The 21,912-nt window shown below is 46.5% G+C and carries 15 protein-coding genes, 3 tRNA genes and 1 rRNA gene; 18 read left to right on the top strand and 1 reads right to left on the bottom strand.

Annotated elements, in window-relative coordinates; translation table 11 throughout:
• The 10 genes from AC58QO_RS21845 to AC58QO_RS21800 all read left to right on the top strand — a co-directional run.
• A 23S ribosomal RNA gene (locus AC58QO_RS21845) occupies positions 1-98 on the top strand; the annotation flags it as partial.
• A 68-nt stretch (positions 99-166) separates the two neighbouring features.
• Positions 167-239: transfer RNA gene (locus AC58QO_RS21840), tRNA-His, on the top strand.
• Between the two features lie 16 nt (positions 240-255).
• Positions 256-327: transfer RNA gene (locus tag AC58QO_RS21835), tRNA-Gln, on the top strand.
• Between the two features lie 14 nt (positions 328-341).
• A tRNA-Leu gene (locus AC58QO_RS21830) sits at positions 342-423 on the top strand.
• Positions 424-666: 243 nt separating this feature from the next.
• Positions 667-2,037 carry an aldehyde dehydrogenase gene (locus tag AC58QO_RS21825; protein WP_497269180.1) on the top strand — a complete coding sequence of 457 codons (1,371 nt, stop codon included), beginning with the start codon at positions 667-669 and terminating at the stop codon, positions 2,035-2,037.
• 29 nt (positions 2,038-2,066) lie between these two features.
• Positions 2,067-3,257: an amino acid deaminase/aldolase gene (locus AC58QO_RS21820; RefSeq protein ID WP_497269178.1), complete on the top strand. Its 1,191-nt coding sequence runs from the start codon at positions 2,067-2,069 to the stop codon at positions 3,255-3,257.
• Positions 3,254-4,567 carry a D-arabinono-1,4-lactone oxidase gene (locus AC58QO_RS21815; protein WP_497269176.1) on the top strand — a complete coding sequence of 438 codons (1,314 nt, stop codon included), beginning with the start codon at positions 3,254-3,256 and terminating at the stop codon, positions 4,565-4,567. Before AC58QO_RS21820 ends, AC58QO_RS21815 begins: the two co-directional genes overlap by 4 nt.
• A 29-nt stretch (positions 4,568-4,596) precedes the next feature.
• Complete coding sequence (locus tag AC58QO_RS21810) at positions 4,597-5,814, top strand: MFS transporter (RefSeq protein ID WP_497269174.1); 1,218 nt, start codon at positions 4,597-4,599, stop codon at positions 5,812-5,814.
• 281 nt (positions 5,815-6,095) lie between these two features.
• Complete coding sequence (locus AC58QO_RS21805) at positions 6,096-7,529, top strand: ADP-ribosylglycohydrolase family protein (protein WP_497269172.1); 1,434 nt, start codon at positions 6,096-6,098, stop codon at positions 7,527-7,529.
• Positions 7,530-7,753: 224 nt separating this feature from the next.
• The gene (locus AC58QO_RS21800) at positions 7,754-10,267 is read left to right on the top strand and encodes a carbohydrate-binding protein (protein WP_497269170.1); all 2,514 of its coding nucleotides are present in this window, start codon (positions 7,754-7,756) and stop codon (positions 10,265-10,267) included.
• Positions 10,268-10,317: 50 nt separating this feature from the next.
• On the opposite strand, the gene AC58QO_RS21795 is transcribed toward AC58QO_RS21800, so the two are convergent.
• Positions 10,318-12,648 carry a helix-turn-helix domain-containing protein gene (locus tag AC58QO_RS21795; protein ID WP_497269168.1) on the bottom strand — a complete coding sequence of 777 codons (2,331 nt, stop codon included), beginning with the start codon at positions 12,646-12,648 and terminating at the stop codon, positions 10,318-10,320.
• A gap of 285 nt (positions 12,649-12,933) precedes the next feature.
• Between AC58QO_RS21795 and AC58QO_RS21790 the strand changes: the two genes are divergently transcribed.
• The 8 genes from AC58QO_RS21790 (at position 12,934) to AC58QO_RS21755 (ending at position 21,897) form a co-directional block, all read left to right on the top strand.
• Entirely contained in the window at positions 12,934-13,845 is a 912-nt protein-coding gene (locus tag AC58QO_RS21790) for an ABC transporter permease (protein WP_497269166.1), read from the top strand.
• 17 nt (positions 13,846-13,862) lie between these two features.
• Entirely contained in the window at positions 13,863-14,741 is an 879-nt protein-coding gene (locus AC58QO_RS21785) for a carbohydrate ABC transporter permease (protein WP_497269164.1), read from the top strand.
• A gap of 68 nt (positions 14,742-14,809) precedes the next feature.
• Positions 14,810-16,393, top strand: a complete 1,584-nt coding sequence (locus AC58QO_RS21780) for an extracellular solute-binding protein (protein ID WP_497269162.1) — start codon at positions 14,810-14,812, stop codon at positions 16,391-16,393.
• A gap of 60 nt (positions 16,394-16,453) precedes the next feature.
• Positions 16,454-19,012, top strand: a complete 2,559-nt coding sequence (locus AC58QO_RS21775; RefSeq protein WP_497269160.1) for a glycoside hydrolase family 2 protein — start codon at positions 16,454-16,456, stop codon at positions 19,010-19,012.
• A 113-nt stretch (positions 19,013-19,125) separates the two neighbouring features.
• Entirely contained in the window at positions 19,126-20,082 is a 957-nt protein-coding gene (locus tag AC58QO_RS21770) for a hypothetical protein (RefSeq protein WP_497269158.1), read from the top strand.
• 131 nt (positions 20,083-20,213) lie between these two features.
• Complete coding sequence (locus AC58QO_RS21765) at positions 20,214-20,420, top strand: hypothetical protein (RefSeq protein ID WP_497269156.1); 207 nt, start codon at positions 20,214-20,216, stop codon at positions 20,418-20,420.
• A 281-nt stretch (positions 20,421-20,701) separates the two neighbouring features.
• Positions 20,702-20,848: a chemotaxis protein CheB gene (locus tag AC58QO_RS21760; protein ID WP_497269198.1), complete on the top strand. Its 147-nt coding sequence runs from the start codon at positions 20,702-20,704 to the stop codon at positions 20,846-20,848.
• A 158-nt stretch (positions 20,849-21,006) separates the two neighbouring features.
• A complete protein-coding gene (locus tag AC58QO_RS21755; protein ID WP_497269154.1) occupies positions 21,007-21,897 on the top strand; it encodes a phosphate/phosphite/phosphonate ABC transporter substrate-binding protein in 891 nt (296 codons plus the stop codon).
• The last annotated feature ends 15 nt before the right edge of the window (positions 21,898-21,912 follow it).

The raw sequence follows: 21,912 nt of genomic DNA, 5'->3' as shown, positions 1-21,912 counted from the left end.
TGTAAGACCCCTTGTAGACGACGAGGTTGATAGGTTCGAGGTGGAAGTGCGGCAACGTATGCAGCTGACGAATACTAATCGGTCGAGGGCTTAACCAAAATTCCTAAGTAAATACTTTACGTTGAAGTTTCGTATCTAGTTTTCAAGGAATAATATTCCTACTGTGGCGATCGTGGCGAAGGGGTTAACGCACCGGTTTGTGGATCCGGCATTCGTGGGTTCAAGTCCCATCGGTCGCCCTTTTCCCTTATCTAATGGGGATTAGCCAAGCGGTAAGGCAACGGACTTTGACTCCGTCATGCCTAGGTTCGAATCCTAGATCCCCAGTTTACTTCCTATAAGCGGTCGTGGTGGAACGGCAGACACACCATCTTGAGGGGGTGGCGCTCACAAGGCGTGAGGGTTCAAATCCCTCCGACCGCATCCCAGTTTTACAATTAGCAACCCTTACCTAGTAAGGGTTTTTCTTTTAGTCCTGAGCAATCAGGGCTTTTTTTATTTTGCCAAGAATTATGGAGGAATCTATGGGGTTATTTCGTATTATTGTCACTGAGTGGATTGGGATGGTAAAATGATTGGATTAAGTATGTGTACAATACAGCTATTTGTAAGCGTTTGCAGAAGTGACGCAGCCGAGATATAAATATCCGAGAGGAGTAGAGCCGTATGGCGATAAGCCAATTGATGGATCAGCAAAAAAGGTACTATCACACAGGTGCTACGCGAGGGCTCGATTTCCGGATTACACAGCTCAAAAAGCTGAAGCAAGCAATTGTCGAACGGGAATCAGCGATTATCGAGGCGCTTCGCACGGACTTGAATAAGGGAGAGAAGGAAGCGTACGCATTTGAAATAGGCATCGTATATCAAGAAATAGCGCATGTCATCAAGCATCTGAAACGATGGATGAGGCCGAAAAAAGTGAAATCGCCGATGACGCATTCGGGAAGCCGAAGCTACATCATCCCTGAACCACTGGGTGCGGCACTTATCATTGCACCGTGGAATTATCCGTTTATGTTGGCTTTTGATCCATTGGTGGGAGCGATTGCGGCTGGGAATACGGTTGTGTTGAAGCCTTCAGAGCTAGCGCCAGCGGTATCCGCTGTGATGACCGCGATCATACGTGCGACCTTCGAACCGCAGTATGTGGCCGTTGTGGAAGGCGGCGTGGAAGAAAGTCGCGTGCTGCTGGAGCAGCCGTTTGACAAAATCTTTTTTACGGGCAGCGTAGCCGTAGGGAAAGTTGTGATGGAGGCGGCATCGAAGCGGCTCACGCGAGTCACGCTAGAGCTTGGCGGAAAGAGCCCCTGCATCGTACATCATGACGCGCATTTAAAGCTGGCGGCGCAGCGTATCGCTTTCGGGAAGTTCTCGAATGCGGGACAGACCTGCGTGGCTCCAGACTATTTGCTCGTGCATCGGAGCGTGAAAGATAAGCTGCTGGCTTATCTTCAAGAAGCGATTGTCTTTTTCTATGGCGACAAGCCGCTGCAAAGCCCTGATTACGGCAAAATTATTTCTCGCCGACATTACGAGCGGGTGCATCATTTTTTGCATGACGGGAAGGTCGCTATCGGTGGGCAGGCTGACGATCAGACGCTGCAAATTGAACCGACGGTGCTTGAAGATATCACATGGGAAATGCCCGTGATGCAAGAGGAGATCTTTGGCCCTATTCTTCCTGTCCTGACCTATGAAAGCCTAGATGAAGTCGTAGGCATGATCCTAGCTCGGCCGAAGCCGTTGGCACTGTATGTATTTTCGGAGGATAAAAAGGTGCAAGATGCCATGCTTGAGCGAATTTCATTCGGCGGCGGTTGTGTCAATGATACGCTGATGCATTTTGGTTCGACGCATCTGCCTGTAGGCGGAGTTGGCGAGAGCGGAATGGGCAGCTATCATGGCGAGATGAGCTTTCACATATTTTCACATATGAAAAGTATATTAAAGCAGACGACGAGGTTCGATATTCCTTTTCGGTATCCGTCTAGCAAAATCGGGTTGAAAATCATTCGTATGCTGACTAAGCCATAAATACGGCTTAATAGGAAGAGGTAAGTCTCATGATAGGATCCTATGAGTATTATAAACAGATTTTCAAGGAAGTACCGAAACCATTCGCATTCGTAGATTTGGATTTATTGGACGCTAACATCAAGGCCATTGCGCAGGAAGCCGGGGGGAAGAAAATACGGGTGGCGAGCAAGTCAATTCGCTGCCCGGATGTGCTTCGCCGTATTTTGGCAGCTGACGATGTGTATCAGGGGATTATGTGTTATACGGCGGCGGAGGCTGCTTTCTTAGCGAGGCAAGGATTTGATGATCTTTTACTGGGTTATCCGCAGTGGCACGCAGAGGCCATAAAAGATGTAATTTCGCTGATTGGCGAGGGCAATACGATTACGTTCATGGTCGATTGTATCGAGCATGTTGTGCAGTTAGAGCGTCTCGCAGCGAAGCTGCAAATAACTGTACCCATTTGTATCGACATCGATATGTCGACCGATTTTCCTGGGCTGCACTTTGGCGTGTGGCGATCCCCGTTAACGCGCTGGGAGCAGGTTCGCCCTGTGGCTGAGCGGATCGTCGAAGCGAGTTGGCTGCGGCTTGACGGTATTATGGGGTACGAGGCGCAGATTGCCGGTGTTGGCGATAACGTGCCTGGGCAAGCTGTGAAAAATGCGTTAATCCGCAGGTTGAAAAAGTCCTCCATTCTCAAAGCTGTGAAGTGGAGAGAGGAAGTGACGCGTGAGCTTGAGGCAATGGGTGTCGAGCTTCGTTTCGTCAATGCGGGTGGGACAGGAAGTATGGACAGCTCGCGGAAAGAAGCATGTGTGACTGAGATCACGGCAGGTTCTGGCTTTTACGCACCAGGCTTGTTCGATAACTACACGTCCTTTCGCTATAAGCCTGCTGCGGGGTATGCAGTAGAGGTGGTGCGCTGTCCACAGCCAAACATCGTGACTTGTATGGGCGGCGGTTATACGGCCTCGGGGCCAACGGGGTTAGACAAACGGCCTAAGCCGTATTTGCCGGAAGGTCTGGAGCTATATCCGTTGGAGGGCGCAGGTGAGGTACAAACACCGCTGCGCGTGCGGGGCGAAGTCCAGTTGGAGCTGGGCGATCCGGTGTTTTTCCGTCATGCGAAGGCAGGGGAGCTGTGCGAGCGATTCCTTTCGTTATATGCCGTTTCGCAGGGCAGCATTGTAAGTACATATCCAACATATCGCGGTATGGGGGCGTGTTTTCTATGATAAGCAAATCAGGGACATGGACGAATTGGTCGGGAATCGTACAGGCATCGCCGCAGACGGTGCTTTATCCAGACTCTATAGAAGCGGTGGTTGACGCGGTTCTGCTTTGCAGAAGAGAAGGACGCAGACTGCGGGTTGTCGGTACGGGGCATTCTTTTACGCCGATTGCGGCATCTGATGATGTGCTCATCACGCTGGACCGCATGCAAGGCTTAATCGAGGTAGACGCTGAGGAACAGACCGCGACGGTATGGGCTGGCACGAAGCTCAAGTTGCTTGGCGAACTTTTGTTCGCCAAAGGGTTAGCACAGGAAAATCTCGGCGACATCGATGTACAGTCCATTGCTGGAGCAATCAGCACAGGGACGCATGGCACTGGTCAGCAGTTCGGCAACATAGCTACGCAAGTGGTTGGACTGACGATGGTGACTGGCGCAGGGGAAGTTCTCACTTGTACACCTGTGACTCACCCTGATTTGTTTAAAGCGATGCAGGTATCCCTTGGCGCTTTGGGTATTATTGTGCAAGTGACGCTCAGGCTTCAACCCGCCTACAAAATGAAGTATGAAAGCAAACGCATGCCACTGAAACAATGCTTGCAAGAGCTGTCTGATATCGCGGGCGGACATCGGCATTTTGAGTTTTATTGGTTTCCTTATGCTGATCCGTGTCAGCTGAAATTCATGAATCCGACGGATCAAGCGGTGACGAGCCGAAAGGTGCGTGATTACATCGGGGATGTCCTACTCGAAAATACGGTTTTCGGTCTATTGTCCGAATTATGCCGTAAGGTCCCGAAGCTCAGTCGGACGGTGAGTCGGATATCCGCATCGCAAGTGCCCGTGGGAAGCAAAGTTGATTACAGTCATCGACTATTCGCGACGCAAAGACTCGTTCGTTTTAATGAGATGGAATACAATCTCCCAGCGGAAGTCATGCCGGCCGTCATTCAAGAAATGCGCGAGAAGATGTCAAGGGACAAGTACAACGTTCATTTTCCGATCGAGTGCCGCTTTGCCAAAGGGGACGATATCTGGTTAAGCCCGGCGTTCGGACGGGATTCATCCTACATTGCGATTCATATGTATAAAGGGATGCCGTATGAGGACTATTTTGATGCGATGGAGGAAATTTTCCTGAAACACGGCGGCAGGCCGCACTGGGGCAAAATGCATTCACTGATGACCGCAGATAAGCTGAATGACAGGTATCTGATGTGGCAGCCATTTTGCCGCATTCGAGAAAAGTTGGACCCGGATGGGATTATGCTGAACGGGTATCTGGAAAAGATTTTCGGCGTGACAGGATAAGGTTGACAAGAAAATGGGGAGGTGTCTGGATGATGGAGCCAAGTGCAAGTACGCCTCAATCTCGCTGGTCGGTCGTCACTGCTTACGCGTTATTGGCGGCGGTAACTCAGCTGCTATGGGTAACATTCACACCCATTACGACGGCTGCTTCTCAGGAGTGGCATGTTTCTGTTGATGCCGTAGGCTGGTTATCACTCGTATTCCCGCTTGTCTACGTACTGCTGTCTATTCCTTTTGGTGTGGCGGCTGACCGTTGGTTTCGAAGATCGCTGCTCATCGGCGGTGCATTGACTGCGATCGGAGGACTTATCCGCATACTGCCTGGCTACGAATATGCTTTCATCGGACAGATTGTGATCTCCGTAGGTCAGCCGCTTGTACTCAATGCGGTGAATAAATTAGCAGTGCTCTATGTGCGTCCAGAGCAACGAGCCTATGCGATTGCGGCAGGTACGGCCAGTTTGTTCGTCGGTATCCTTGTCTCTACCGTTACCGTTCCTTTTCTAATGGCTTGGCAAGGGATGTCGGCTGTCCTATGGTCGCAAGGCGCCATTAGCGTAATTGCAGCCGTGGCGATGCTTTTGACGCTAAGACGAGCGCCAGTCTTTGAGGTCGATGCGGCTGCTGAGACGAGCAGCGCGTTCGGGTTCAGCGCGATTGCGACCCTCTGGTCGCAGCGTTGGGTAAGATTGTACAGCCTGCTATTGTTCGCAGGCTTCGGCATTTTCATTACGCTGGCGACATGGCTGGAAGTGTTGGCCAGCGCGATCGGCTACAATGCCCAGCAAGTCGGCATTGGTATTGGGGTTATGACGGCAGCGGGTATTGTCGGCGCTGCGGCCCTGCCACGATGGGCGCTGCGCGGTCAGCGCGCGCGAGTGGTCGTACTCTTGTCACTTGTGGTGAGCGTGTTCCTTCTGTTCGGGCTCGCAGTTGGTATGCCACAGTGGGTGTTCATCAGCTTGCTGGCGGTGTGCGGTTTTCTTCTTCTTGCCGATCTGCCTGTGATGCTCTCGCTGGCAGAGGCCAAATCCGATCCGCAATCGGTTGGCGCCGTCACAGGCCTGCTGCTGCTGTTTGGCAACTTAGGGGGCATCGTGCTTTCCTTGGTTGTTCAACTCTTGTTAAACAACCGAAGTGTTGCGATCGGCACGTTAGCTGCTGTCGCGATTCTCATTTTGCCAGCGGTTAAGTGGCTGCAGACGGCAGCTTCGATGACGCCAAGTGAAAAAAGCGAACTCATGTAGCCAAGCGGAGTAGACAACGCAATTTGAATCCGTCATGCCATGGTTCACATCCCTCCGACCGCATCCCAGTAATACAATCAGCAACCCTTACCTAGTAAGGGTTTTTTATGTTTCTGAATGTAAGAATCGCCATTCCTAACCTCACCGCTAAAAAAGAAGTAATCAGTGAAATTCGTAGTAAGTCCTATTTGAAAAGTGAATAGAGCTGTAGATTTAGGAGTTGTGACAGCGCCTAGGAATGTCTACATTTATAAATAGATCACTACTAGGAGGAATTCCAAATGCTCATACCATTCCATGAATTACGGAAAACGTGCGAGAATCGCATCCGTATGCTTGAAACCCAAGGCCATGATATATCCGGCCTCCAAGAGCAGCTTGATCGTGTTCCTGATGGCTATGATCCGCTTCTTGCTTTCGGCCGCTCGATCGTGGACATACCCATGCGCCCCGAATTTCCATATCAGGAGCCGAACGACCTTGATTGCATTCGGGACGAGCGCCCCGATACACGGCGAGATGTGGTTCCTGGTTATCTGAATGAACTCGAAATTCGTGACAAAGTATATGGCGGTGTCTACGGTCGGATGCTCGGTTGTATCCTAGGCAAGCCGTTCGAGATGGGATGGACATTGGCGGACATTCGCACGTACCTTGAGGGTGCAGACGCTTGGCCGCTAACGGACTTTGTACCCGCCTATAGTCCAACGCAGCGAAACCCTCTTCGTCGAGATTGCATAGAAAGCACGAAGGGCTTCGTGACGCATGTCCAAGCGGACGATGACATTAACTATCTCGTGCTTGGTTTGAAAGTGCTGGAGCAATTTGGGCCAGGCTTCCGCACCCAAGACATGGCGAATCTTTGGAAAGAGAACATTCCCTATGGTTGGAACTGGGGGCCAGAGCACACCCGTTATTGTCTGCTAACCGGCCTGTGGTGGGATCACGATAATAAACTGCCGGAAGGCAAGGAATGGAATGATTTTGTCGCTTTGTTCAACGATGGGGAGGAATTAATTGGCGCCATGATTCGAGGTGACGCTTTCGGCTTGGTTAACCCTGGTCGGCCGGCGATTGCGGCTGGGATGGCTTGGCGGGACGGACGTTTGACGCATGCCAAAACCGGTCTGTACGCGGAGATGTGGGTTGCATCGGCGGTAGCAGTGGCATTCCATGAACCTGATCCGGCGAAAGTTGTGCAAGCGGGAATTAATCAGCTTCCGAGGAACTCTCGATATGCGGCTTGTCTCAGCGAAACGCTTGATTGGGCTAGTCATGATAAGGATTGGCTTAAAACGTACGATAGGATAAACGCCAAATGGGGATATCTTGGCTTCAATGGAACGTTTAATGAGAGCGCGGCGATCGTCAATTCGCTTGTGAACGGCGTGGACTCCACCGGGAGAGTCGATTTCGAGAAAATCATTTGCTCTCAGGTGATGCAGGGTTGGGATTGCGACAGTGCCGGAGCGACTGCTGGCTGCTTAGCGGGGGTTATGGCGGGAGTTCGGAATATACCGGATAAATGGTTGGGAAGCGTACGTGACACGTTTCATTCAACAGTTGCAAGCGAGAAAGAAACACGTATTAGCGCGCTAGCTGAGCGGATGTACCAGATGAGCCGAATCGTCCGGGCAGCTGTGCCGGCTGAAGAGATAGCGAACAAGAAAAGTAACCCGGATGAAGTTTCGAAGCATTTTACAGTGAAGGAGTAGCTTATGATTAATCCAATAAAAAAGAAAGAAACAGAGGAAATCGTAGTAAGCCAGCTTTGAAAAAATGATGAGAATCGTGGATATGAGAGTTGTGACGCAGGCAATGTATTTCTATGATAGAACCAAACGAGTAAGCGCTTACTTGTTTAATCTTCGCAAAGGAGGACTGTAATATCAATGGAAGTGAGGTTGGGCAAATATCTTAAAGACGAGGAGAGTTAACGATGAAAAAAAGGGTTATCTCATTCGTACTGACTTGTTCCATGCTTTTCACTTTATTAGGCATAAGTTTGACTTGGGATCAAACATCGATCGTTGAGGCAGCGGATTATACGGCAAAGCTACCGAAAATGCCTGCAGCTTCATCTGTTGTTGTTTTGGATTTGACGAAGGATAAAAGCGAGCATGCTTGGGAAACCACAGAGGCTCTTCTGGCAATAACCACTATTCAAGGCATCGTGAATCGGACCAGCAGCACCAAAATTTACTTGGTCAATGCGCCTCAGAAGTGGACTGGGGTGTGGAATCCTTCAGCAACAGATCAAATGGCTCTGGATGATGGTCTGGTGCCCGTTACGAAAACGTATCCAACGCTTAATCAAAGTAAACGTTTCCCCGTACTTAGTTATTTGGTACAGAATTATTCTTCTTACCTAACAGGCAAGGTTATGTATCCCAGCTTGTCCACGACTGTAAATGATAGCGCGGTTATGGCAGCGATCACGGCAGCTGCCCAGACGGACGCCATTCCCTTGTCATCGGCTATAGAGTCGTATTTGTCAGCCGAGGGAAAAACGTATACGCAAGTCGCGGATACACGGGGATTCACGAACGAAATTGATGCATTTCGTTGGGCGAAGAACAACTACTTTCAAGCGGATACCACGAAAGCATTCGTTGCTAAGCACGGCTTCAAATATTGGGGCGGCAGCCCTGCGCTGGTGCCAATGATGTTTGATTATTTTGTTTCAAGTAAAGCATTCATTTACAGTTTAGATTCGAATAAACCTACGGAACGAGCGGAAGTGGCAAGCCTTCTAAACACGAGTAATTACCCTGCTGGTACCCCTGTTCTTGGGGAGATTAATGGTGAAGGGGTAGAGCTCCAAGAAATTGAAGATCGTGGCTATTTCTTCACGTTCTTGGACGGAGCGAACTATTCCGTGCACAGCTCTTTTACCTCTGATCCAGCAGCGATTACCGCTCCATCAGCTCCGACTGCAGCGACCATTCAAAACAATGGTGCCTATGTCGCATTTTATATCACAGATGGAGATAATTTGAGCATTGCGGCTTATAACCATCACAATTACTGGCGAAATTCTTCCTACAAAGGTCAGGTGCCCGTAGGTTGGTCATTGCCGCCGTTGTTGCTGGATATTTACCCCAAAAAGATGCAGTGGCTTTCCTCACATACTTACAATAACGCTTATGAACTTGTAGCGAATTATAACGACGGCAGCGCACCGAATACGACAGCTGGGGAGAGCGCATTTACGTCGGCCTATAAGTATTACATGGATAGCTCCAATGGTTTATTTAAAACAATGAATTATTTTGATACATCGACTGCGGCAAATGCGATTATTACGTCTATTAATCCGTTTTTTTCAATACGAGGCTATCAAGGGGCAACGAACGGTAACTCAGTTACATGGTCTTCCCTCGGTCAAATTTCTCAAACGACAATAAGTGGTTCGACACAGAATGGTGCCACGCCGCAAGAGATCGCAAATGCAGCCAAATATGTGGTGGACAGTACGCCACAGGGAACGCCAGCCTTTGTCGTCGTTGCAATAGGTGATGGGGGGCATTCCGGTGACCCTGCTGAGGATGCTGCACTAGCCAAGAGCATTCTTCTCGCTAACAGCAATGGCCGTAATTATCAATTCCTGAGGCCAGCGGATCTCGCAGCCACATGGAAAGCGTACTCCTCACCGGGATCTACGACGAGTGAATACGAGGCAGAAAGCGCCACACTTACGGGTGGAGCAACGATTTACAGCAACAGTGCCGCATCGGGCGGTCAGATTGTCGGCTCTTTCTATCAAGGTGGGGCAATTAGCTTTGCCAACGTCGCCTCAGGCAGTTCCGTGCAAGTTCGCTATGCCAATGGCAGCGGTGTTCAAGGTAAAGCGAGTCTGTACGTAAACGGTATGGATGTTGCGCAGTTGACGCTACCTCCAACGGCGAATTGGAACACCTTCGCTACAGTGACTGTTAACACAGCCGTCAGCGGAACAGTCAAAATCCAGATCGACGCGGATGATGCCAGTGCCATGGGCGGCAGCTTTATTACTGCGGGCAACATCGATAAAATGACAGTAGCAGGATCAGGCGGAGGTGGTGGCGGTCAAACCAACTTCGAGGCGGAAGCGGCGACATTAGCCGGAGGCACAGCTATCTTCAGCAACGGCGGCGCTTCTGGGGGACAGATCGTGGGCAGCTTCTATCAAGGCGGATCGCTGACGTTCAGCGGTGCAGCAAACGGAAGCAGTATCACTGTTCGTTACGCCAACGGGTCAACGATTACTGGGAAAGTAAGCCTATATGTGAACGGAGTAGATGCAGCCCAAATCAGTTTGCCCCCAACAGCCAATTGGAACACATTTACTACAGTCACAGTTAACACGACTGTAGGCGGCACGGTGAAACTCCAAATTGACGGGGACGATGCGACCGCGATGGGCGGCAGCTTTATTACGGCTGGTAATATCGATAAAGTAACGATTAACTAAATGCAGCAAAAAGGAGAGGGCATATCGCCCTCTCCTTTTTGCTGTGCATGTTAACTAATATATCGGCTCTGTTGATGTTCCTTTCGGTATTGAGCAGGGGTTACACCGTAATTTTTTTTGAAAATGGTGTAAAAGGAATTAAGTGCAGAGAAACCTGCGATTCTGGATATTTCTTCTACGGTTTTGTCAGATTCGATTAATAACCGTTTGACTTCTTCCAATCGCAGACCTGTGATGTAATCGGATAAGGATTGATTCATGATTTCCTTGAACAAGGGGCGTAAATACGGAACGGACATCCCCAGCGAGTCGGCGACGAATTTGGAAGAGAGGTTGACGTTGCTGATATTCAATTCAACAACATGTCGAATGTCGTTGATTAATTTGGTATGTCTTTCGGATTTGTTACTTTGGGTTGCCTCAAAGGCACAGCCTATCAAGGAGATTAACCATGCCAACACGTTTTCGGTTGTCTCTAAGGCATCCATCTGTTTCTCGATATGCGTTAGATTCCATAAGTGAGATTCGTTGTAATCATGGCGAACTTGCCTCATGGTTTTACCTAAATTGATCATGAAATGGGTAAGGGCAAGTCTAATTTCATAATAGGAGTATTGTGAGATATGTCCAACGAATTGCTTGAGGTGATGGATACATTCCTCTTGGTGTCCAAGCTTTAATTCCTTCAATACGGAACGCTCAAGCTCCTCCGGATAAATATACTCCATTTCGTTCCTGATCGAAGAATCTTCAGTAAAGAGCAGTTGCCCCCGGCCGCTTTTAAAGCGTTCGTTTGAGTGCTCGAGAGCTTGCAGGTATGCCTCAGGAAGGTCCGTAAACTGTTGTAGGTAGCTGCTGACAACAACGGTAACGGATAGCGATAAATACTGAGCAAAATGACTCTGAATTTGCTTGAGCGTATTAGATAAATTGGACGAGTAGTGCTCGCTCTCCAGATTAAAGACAGCAACGATATGGTCTCCCTCCATGCTTACTGTTTCAATTGCAGGCACGGCGAGATCCTCCCTGACTATATTTTGCATGGCATATTTAATAAGACGTTGATTCCGTGTGTTATTCGTTTCACAAAACTTAACATAATGGTCGATGCGGAACATCACGATAACAAGGGATTGAGGGGTTAACGTAATTTCATGTTCTTGCAATGCTTCCTGCAGTTTCTCCATGGGTTTCTCCACAGGGTGTATGAAAAGTTCCTTGATAAACATTTCTTTAGCTGCCATTCGATTGTCCCTCCAATATTTCGAGAGACGGCCAAGCTGTGTCTCCTGCTTATTGAAAATGTGGGATAAGTAGGACAGCTCGTTAGGTTGTTGAAGATTAGGGTCATCCGCTTGGATGACGTTGTTCTTCTTGACATCAGCAATGAGTTCCTCGAGTGGGGAATAGATTTTACGGGATAAACGCCATATCATCATCAAAAGTGAAAGAAAGAATGCGATGTAGAAAGCAATCGTCAAATTACGAAGTACATACAATTTTTTGAAAACCGTATTCTTGGGTATGAGCTCGACCATGGTCCATCCAGTGATACCTTGAAAAGGAACAAAAGTCAGCAGGTAGTCATCGCCATTAACGACATGCTGGACCCATCCTTTATCCTGATCGGAAGCCTGAGTTAGCGCGGGTAGCTTCTGTAATTCTGGAGCAGCCTTGTTGCTGGTTACTAAAACATGGTTTTCATTAAATAAACTGATTTCATTGCCTGCCTCACTGTCAACTTGATTGCCTACATAGGACTGAACTTTCTTCAAGTCAACGTTGAGCACGAAAGAAGAAATAGAGCGATTCGCTTCATAAGAGATAATAATAGAAAGAAGGCTCTTGTTGTAGGGTTTGCCGATCAAATTGGTATCCAAATTGCGCGGTAAAAAGGTAACCTGATATGCCTGATTCAGTGAGCGAATGGTATCTATGACCTCTTTGTCCCAGAACTCATCGACGGATTGCAAGCCAGCGTTGGATGTCATGACGGAATCGGTATACCCATTCACAATGTAAACGGATTCAATAAAGGGGTTGAATTTAATGATTTCCTTAAATCGCATCCAAGTTTGGTTATCCTCATAGGAATCTTTCATATTCATCAAGGCATAGGTTGTAATTTCCGTTTTCTTGCTCCAGTTAATCGCATAAGTGGAGACTGACCCCAGCAACAATGAAGCCATATTGGCTCGTTCCTTCATTAAGGTTACGGAGTGCTCTGCGATCTCATCCGATGCAGATCGAGAAAATAACGCGTAAATAAAAAACGTACTGATGGTCATGGCCCCTAGACTGATACTTACAAAATAAATAAGAATACGCATATAAGTTTGTCTGTTTTGTAAACGTAATAACATGCGTCGTTTTGAAACCAACTGAACCCCTCCGTAATCAGTTTCAACCAGGAACTATAGCTAATCATAGCATATTCCTTGATTCATCATGAAGAAGTGAGTGATTTTCTTATTGTACTCGTTTCATGATCTGTGTTTTTCTGAGTCATATGCGTTTTTCGGAGACCAGTTTCAGAGCAATACGGAAGCTCCTGTTCATTTCGACAATTTCCATAATGGCTGTTGCTTGGTAAGCTTTGTTTGTGAGCAAGACGATCAGCTTTACAGCGAGAGATCCTACAAAGAAAGAGAAAGGAAGATTTGGGAATGAGCTTGTTAAAAACGATGAAAAAAAGTCCATTTATATTACTAATGGCAGTACCGGGGATCTTGTTTTTGCTTCTCTTTAACTACGTCCCTCTATATGGGTTGTTAATTGCCTTCAAGGATTTTAATATCTCGAAAGGTATTCTTGGCAGCGACTGGGTTGGACTTAAAAACTTTGAGTTTTTCTTGTCTTCGGATAAATTTTTTCTGGTCATTAGGAACACGCTCGTTCTAAATGTGATGTTCATTGTGTTTACGAATGTCTTCGCAATTGCGATTGCAGTACTATTAAATGAAATTCGCGTCCAGTGGTTCAAACGCGTGTCACAATCACTCATATTCCTTCCATACTTTATGTCTTGGGTGGTTATAAGTATGATTGTGAACGCCTTCCTAGGGGGACAATCCCCGACGTTAAATAACTGGTTATCTGCGATTCATTTGCCTGAAGTCAATTGGTATTTTGAAGCTAAATTATGGCCGTGGATCTTAACCGTCATTCGTGTATGGCAAGGAGCAGGATATCTGGCTATTATTTATTTGGCAGCCATTAGCGGAATATCGGAAGACATGTATGAAGCAGCTCGAATAGATGGTGCATCCCGGTTTCAAATTGTGCGACGCATAACATTGCCGCTTCTGGTCCCAACGATATCCATATTGATCTTACTGGCGGTCGGCAGGGTGTTTAACGCTGATTTCGGTATGATCTATGCGATTATACAAGATAATTCCACCTTATTTCCAACAACAGATGTCATTGATACCTTCGTTTATAGATCCATGAGACAACTGCATGATTTCGGAATGTCGTCAGCCGTTGGATTATTTCAATCCATAATGGGATTTATATTTGTACTTATTGCTAATGGAATTGTAAAAAAATACTCGCGAGAATCCGCACTATTTTGAATGAAGGAGGGGCTGGAATGCAAGAAAGCTTCGGAGATCGCATTTTTAAATGTGGAGCCTATGCGTTTATCTTATGTTTTGCGTTATTTTGTTTGACGCCGTTCTGGCTTATGGTTGCAGGTTCATTAAGTACGGAGAGAGATCTGCTCTTACATGGATACTCGATTTGGCCGAAGGAGCTATCATTCAGGGCATTTGGAGCAGTCCTTCAGTCGCCTATCATTAAGTCCAGTTTTTTTATTTCAACGTTCATTACAGTAATCGGTACGCTATTAGGACTGACATTTGGTTCCATGCTTGCCTATTCGATATCCAATCGCCGAAATCCTGTGCGCAATGTGATCGGATTCTATGTGTACTTCACGATGCTATTTAGCGGAGGTATGGTTCCGTTCTATATCCTGATGTCTAATTGGCTCCATCTGTCTAATTCGTTATGGGCGCTCATACTCCCCATAGCTGTTCAACCTTTCTATGTATTTCTGATGGTTAGCTTTTTCCGTACTATTCCGGAAGAGTTGGAGGACGCAGGAAGAATAGATGGAGCTAACGAGATGACGATATTTATCCGAATTATGATTCCGATATCAACGCCTATTCTGGCTTCGGTAGGACTATTCTTAGCACTCGCTTATTGGAACGATTGGTTTATGGGGTTATTATTTATCACTGATGATGCCAAATACCCGCTCCAGCTCGTATTGCGACGTTTAATCTCGAATATCGAAGCGTCGAAGAGACTAATGCCGGCGGGGGCAAATTACGTGACCGACTTCCCGAGCCTTGCTGTTCGGATGGCTACCACGCTAGTTACTATTGGCCCCATTGTTTTCTTGTATCCTGTGCTGCAGAAATATTTCGTTAAAGGTTTAACGATCGGTGCGCTCAAAGGCTAATCCAATGATCTCGGCTCTTACTGAACTCTGTTCAGTTCAGCATAAACAAATTGAGGAGGAATACGAACATGGCAGCAAATAAGAAGGGGTTCGCAAATCGGAAGGCAATGCCAGCATTGTTAACGATCCCAGTCGTCATTGCAATGGCGTTAACAGGGTGCAGCAAACAAGAAACGGTTAGTCCAACTGCCACGGAAGCGCCAAAGTTAGAAAGCACAGCAGCGGCAACAACAACACCGAAGCCCGCAGCGCCGATTGTTGAGGTTAAAGGGCTTTTTCCAGGGGATACGCCCAAAGACTTTGAAGTTGTCCTGAACGCTGTTAACCAAAAGCTAGCTAAAGACAATGTGGGCATTAAATTAAATGTTCAATTTATTCCATGGTCTGATTATGGGGATTTGGTATCCGTTAAAGCATCCGCAGGCGAAAATTTCGACATGTTCCTAGATGCTCCTTGGCTTCATATGAATCAAATGATTACCAGTGGCTCTATTCTTCCGCTGGATACCTATATCAGCAAAGAGAAGACACCGAACCTGGTACAATCCATTCCGCAACAAATGTGGAGTGCCAACAAATTCGAAGGCAAGGTATACGGCATTCCTCTCGGTGTGGTACAAGGCAAGATTAACGGATTTGTTATTCGCAAGGACTTGCGGGAGAAATATGGCTTAGGCCCCATCAAAAGTCTGCAGGATATGGAAGCTTTCTTATATAAAGTCAAACAAAATGAAAAAGATATCGTTCCATTCGGCTTAAATACAGGAGATGCCAGTCTGCTCTGGGAGAATTATTTCTCGGATACCGCATGGGAAAAAGTAAATAAGTATATGCCTATCGGAGTTAATTATTTTGTTGGTTCATCTGAAGGCAAGATTGCTCCTCTATCCGATATACCTGAATTCAAAACTTTTACCGAAAGAATGTCGAGATATTATAAAGACGGTATCTTCTCCAAAAATATCGCGCAAGAAGAAAATACGCCTTCCTTGTTCAATCTTGGGAAATTTGCGGCAGTCAAATATGTGGCGGATGGTGAAGAAGGCAAGAAGTATCTGGATGCTATGAAGCTTCCTGGTGCAAAGCTTGAAATTGTTCCGGCCTATACGATGGAAACGCCAAAGCCGTATTCGGATTTTAAACAGTGGAACTTCCTTGTCGTGAATAAAAACTCCAAAAACCCTGATAAAGTGATTGCTTTGTCTGAATGGTTATCTATTAAAGAAAATCACGATTTACTTGAGTTAGGTATTGAAGGAACTCACTGGAAAGCCGTTGGAAATGATCAATACGAAACGATAAAAGGCAGCGGATACTCTTTCCCTGGTTTCGTTCTGACCTGGAGACCGACCCTAGTTCGTACGCCTACTTCTATGCTGCCGGAGGATAAGAAATGGTTCGACTACGCACGTAATGCGGAGAACTTTACAGCTTCTCCATTTAGCGGATTTGCACCAAATACGGAATCCATCAAAACAGAGGTAGCGAAGGCGACGCCACTAGACAACGAATTTTTCAAGCCACTCAACATGGGTGTGTTGGATTCTGCGAAAGGAATCCCTGCTGTTCAAGCAGCGGTAACCAAAGCAGGAGGCAAAGTCATCACGGATGAGCTGACCAAACAATATGAAGCATTTAAGGCCAAAAAATAAATGGAGGAGGGGCCGATTATCGGCCCTCTCTTTTTCGTTGAAGAAGTGAGGAGCTTAATCATGATCAATCGCATTGTGCTAAGCAGTATAGACTGGAGTCTGACGGGATGGAATAGGAATCAGTGGAAGCCCAAGCTTTCCATGGAACTCGGATTTGCGATTAACCCTATTCTCCCGAAAATGCAGGCATCCGTTCCGGGTTCTGTCCAGATGGACTTAATTGCGGCAGGTTGGCTGCCCGACCCGAATCAAGGCCTTCGAAGCATGGAGATGGAATGGGTTAACCATCGGGATTGGGTCTTCGAAAAGACGTTCGAGCTTTCCGACGACTGGATCAAGGATCGATGCGAACTGGTATTTGAAGGTCTTGACGATAAGGGACATATTTATCTGAACGGTGAAGAACTTGCGACTTTCGATGGCATGTTCAAGCCCGTGAGAATCGAAGTAAGCTCCCGACTACACATGGGAAAGGGAAAAACGAACCAGCTGCAAATCGTATTCCTACCCAGTCCAGAAGTTGATGGTCAGATCGGGTATTCCAACGAGATTAGTCGACTGAAATCACGGTTCAATTACGGTTGGGATTGGTGTCCTCGTATCGTCCCGGTTGGAATCTGGAAGGACGTGATGTTGAACACATATAATGATCTTAAGATCGTCGATTATTATCCAGAATCCCGTGTAGAAGACAATGGAATAGAGGGAACCGTACATTTCAAAACGGAAGTGGAAGTATGGAAATCAGGCAGGTATGCCTTCGAATATCGCGTCGATAACGATAAGGACCAAACTGTTTACTATGAGCGGGAAATTGTGCATCTTCAGGGGGGCGCTCGTAAAGCGGAGCATCAGGTCACAATGAAGGAAATAGAGCTGTGGTGGCCGAACGGTTATGGCAATCACCCGACATATCAAGCAAGTGTAGCCATTTCCAATGAGGAAGGTCATCTTTGTCATTCGGATACCAAACGAATCGGTTTCCGCACTATGGCATTCGTACAGAACGAAAGTTCACCAACAGCTGCACTGCCATACACCTTGCTTATCAATGGTAAGCGAATCTTTATGAAAGGTGTGAATTGGGTGCCTATCACCCCGTTCTATGGAAATGTATATCGTGAACAGTATGAACATCACTTAGGGCGGTTTAAAGAAATGAATGTGAACTTGCTTCGTGTTTGGGGCGGAGCAATTATCGAGAAAGAGGCGTTTTACGATTATTGCGACCGTAACGGGCTTATGGTTTGGCAAGAATTTCTACAATCCTCAAGCGGGTTGAACAATTGTCCACCGGATAACCAAGTTTTCCTTTACCAACTGGAGGAAGTCTCACGTGCGGCCGTGCTGGAGAAGCGATCGCATCCAAGTCTGATGATTTGGTGTGGAGGGAACGAGTTGATGTGGGAGAAATTTCAGCCGGTTGACGAACGTCACGGGAATATTGCCATGCTAAAAAAGCTTGTTGACGAGCTTGACCCAAGCCGCAGGTTCCTCCCCGCTAGTGCCTCGGGACCCCGGTTCTGTGCAAGTGAAGTGGATTTCGGAAAAGGTGTGCATCACGACGTACACGGACCTTGGTTATTTATGGGGGAAGAGCAGCATTATTCGTTCTTTAATCATAACGATTGCTTATTGCAAACCGAGGCGGGCACACCTGGCGCTTCCAGAGTAGAATTATTGCAGAAGTGGGCTGATCGGCTAACGCCTTGGCCACCGACGAAGGATAATGCCTATTGGCTTCATCGAGGTGCTTGGTGGATTCAATGGGACCAGCTTAGTGAGCTATTCGGCCAGTGGGATGCTAAGCGAGATGAAATGGCCCTCTATTGCCAGGCTAGCCGATTCGTACAGATGGAATCCTTGAGGTACATGGCGGAAGCTACCCGCCGTCGTGAACCCATCACATCTGGATTTATCGTCTGGATGGGTAATGAGCCTTTCTCTAATAATGCGAATACATCGCTGCTCGAGTATGACGGTATGCCTAAGCCGGCCTACTATGCGATGAAGAAAGTCTTCAGCGGTCTGCATGTGTCTGCAAGATACGACCGACTATCGTATGCGCAAGGCCAGGACTTCCTTAGTGATATTTTTCTGCATGATGAGACTATGGGGTTGTCCCGAAAAGCGCATAGAATTCATGTGGAGCTAATTCGCGTAGATGGTTCCGTGATTCAGCGGCAAGAGTACCAAGTAGATGACAAAGTATACAACAAGTATGCAGGCCAGATAAGGTGGCACGTGGAGACTGTTCCGGAACAAGTGTTTTGCATGCGTCTGACAGTCACGGATGTCAATCATCAGGTTCTTGGAGGGAATGAATACGTATTTACCGTGGATGCACCAAGTCCGCTTGAGCCCTTCAGACGCCTGCCATCAGCAGATGTTCAGGTTAGACTAGGAGCACAGCCTAATCAAATTGTTCTCACTAACACGTCATCTGTAGCAGCACTGGCGGTTTATCTTATTCAAAAAGTTCCTCAGGAGCTAATCCATCTTGATCGTAATTACGTAACGGTGTTCCCAGGCGAGGAAATTGTGATTACTTCTTCTCATCCGATCACGCTGAATGACTTTTATTTGGAGGGTATGAATCTCTCGACAAGATATGAATAGGAAACAGGGCAGGGATCATTCGATCATTCCTTGCCCTGTTTTTTCTATTTTCATTTCCCAATTCTTAGCTTAAAATGACGGAAGATCAAACTACGAACATAGGGGTGTGACCCGTGACTCAGCATAAGAGTGTTCAACGCATTTTAGACGAAATAGGCAAGCCCAATTTGATAGACGAATTAAGCCAACAAATCCCTTTATCTGACCTCACCACGATAATGCTCGCATTATTTAGCAAGAAGACGAGTGAAATGTCTCCCCGTGAATTGATGAATGCCTTTGCAACGAATCGATTTGTGGAGCCATCATCTACAAATCCAATCGTTCTGAAGCAAATGGAAATTGACATGCTGACCATGGCTCAATTGGCAGCCTACAAACCCATTCAACTATCACCAGTTGCTCCACTAGGCTCTTGTTCAGTTGTTGCTCCAGCGAGTCAAAACAAGATTGTATCGGCCCTGAGGGGGACTGAGGTGGTGTCGGACGCCACCAATGTATTAGCGCTGCAAATCTGTAAGCTGCTAAAAGAAGGCAAATTATCAAATCGGGAACAGACGGTTAAATATTGTACAACACACCGACTTGTGAGAGCACAACAATTTACGAGTCCAGGTTCCCTAACACACTTCAGTCTATTTCATATGGTTGCTTCTGGGAAAGATAGCGGATCCTATGCCTTTGAGAAAAAGACACTAGTTGAACAACTTCGCATCTATCAAAGCATATTCCATACTTTATTTCAAACCACGATCAAGGTTAGATTCAAGCAGCTTGAGGGCTATACAGATTCTAGAGGGCTCATTGAACATCTTAGTGAACACATCAAAGAGCAGTTGCCAGAAATCATGACCTACGAAAGCTCAGATAAGGCAAGTAATCCCTACTATAAAGGCGTCCAGTTTACGATTATTGTAGAGATAAACGGACGAGAGCTTCTGATCGGGGACGGTGGTTTCGTAGATTGGTCGCAAAAGTTGCTAGGAAATCACAAGGAAAGAATGATGATAAGTGCCATTGGCTTGGATCGACTTATAGAAGCAACGTTGAAAGACAGCGACGACATATAGTCGTTGTTTGTTGAGTGCCCATTCAGTTCGAATGGGTTTTTCTTACCACATTAGAAAACTAAACTATATCAATGGAAGGAATTATTCATTATACCGAGAAGTAATATGTATACTACATTCCAGGGGGGCACATGGTTATCATTCATCGAGATGTCGATTTTACGAACGCAATGTTGTTTGCAACCTATATCATGGTGTTGTTAAATGGAAAAATGATTGACGGAGGCCTTGTTGAGGAGTTCGACGATTCCGAGGTAAAGGTGGGACGTGGTCGATATTCCCGGAGCAGCTCAACCTTTGTAATAGCGCCGCCTCCACAATGCCCGACTTCAATGTGAGCACTTTCAAAAGTATTCCCAGAGGACGTTCTATTGAAAAATAGAACGTCTTTTTGTCGTATATAGTTTCCAATGAAACTGTTTAATAGTCTTTTTGGACTACCTACTCATAGGCATATATAACTATTTACTTATTATTTTATCGGGATTATAGTCATGGTAATATATTCCTTACAAATTCAAACATTTTTCTACATTTACTGATTATTCAGAAGATATTTCCAAGCGCTTTTATCTACCGAAAGGAGTGAGTGGATGAAGGTGCAACCTGAACGTTGGCGATGCGAACGAAAGGAGCGCGTACGATTAGGCAAGATGAGCAATCTTCCATCGTCTATGGGATGCCCAGGGTAGCGAAACAACTTGGTGCGCTTGAATACGAAGTGTCATTGCAAGCAATCGCTGGGAAGTTGGCTTCTATGTTGTAAAAGAACAAATAGGGGCATCTGAGCAGAAGAGACATTAAGCATGTGTTTTACAATTGGTTAACAAAAAAACGCAATATTTAATGTTATATTACTAGTAATGTCCTACTAGTCCGCATAAGCTTTCAAGGCTAGCTTCCAGAGGAAGCTTTTAGGAGAAAATGATGAAGCGACAAATCAATCTTGCAGTACTGATTATATTCCTTGTAACCAGCTTAACGATGGGTTGTGCTAGACCTCCAGCCAAATTAACAATTGGGCTTATTCCTTCAAGTCAACCGGAGACGATGCAGAAGAATTTTATGCTGATTAAAAACTATTTGGAGCAACAGACCGGGTATGAGATCGAAGTTTTTGTATCTAAGGATTACGCTGGCTTGATTAATGCTATGAATGAGAAGAAGGTAGATATCGCCTGGTTGGGAGCTTTCTCATATATTGCTGCTGAGAGTGAAATGAAGCTGGAACCTTTGGTGATTCAACATAGGGTCGGGACAGGAACCGGTTATCACTCTCTCATCGTGGCTCGGAAGGATGCAGGGTTCAGCACGATTGACGAGTTGAAAGGTAAAAAATTTGCTTTCGTGGATCCTGGTTCGACTTCAGGCTTTGTGATCCCCTATTCGCTGTTTCAAAGCAGAGGCTTGGATTATACGCGTTACTTTAATCAAGTCATTTACTCCGGCACACATGACAAAGTGATCATGGATGTCATGGAGAAGAGGGCAGATGCAGGTGCTTTAGAAGATTTAACTTTAAATCGATTGATTGAAAGCGGTAAGGTTAAGCAGAAGGAAGTCACTATTCTCTGGAAGTCTTCACTGATTCCGGGCTCGCCTTTTGTAGCGAGGGCAGATATTCCTAAGGCTGCCAAAAATAAATTCAGGCAAGCCATGACGACGATGCATGAGAAGGCTCCAGATGCTATTGTGGCATTTGATTCCAAGATTGAGAAGTATGTTACTTTCGATGATAGCATGTATAACGAAATTAGGAATATAGCGACTTTGCTTGGGAAGCAGTTTATGATCGATAACTTCTTAAGGAAATAAATGCATCCTTTGATA

This window comes from Paenibacillus sp. J31R30, assembly GCF_059692115.1.
Note: the sequence above shows the minus strand (reverse complement) of the source record. Positions and strands in the feature narration are given on the sequence as shown.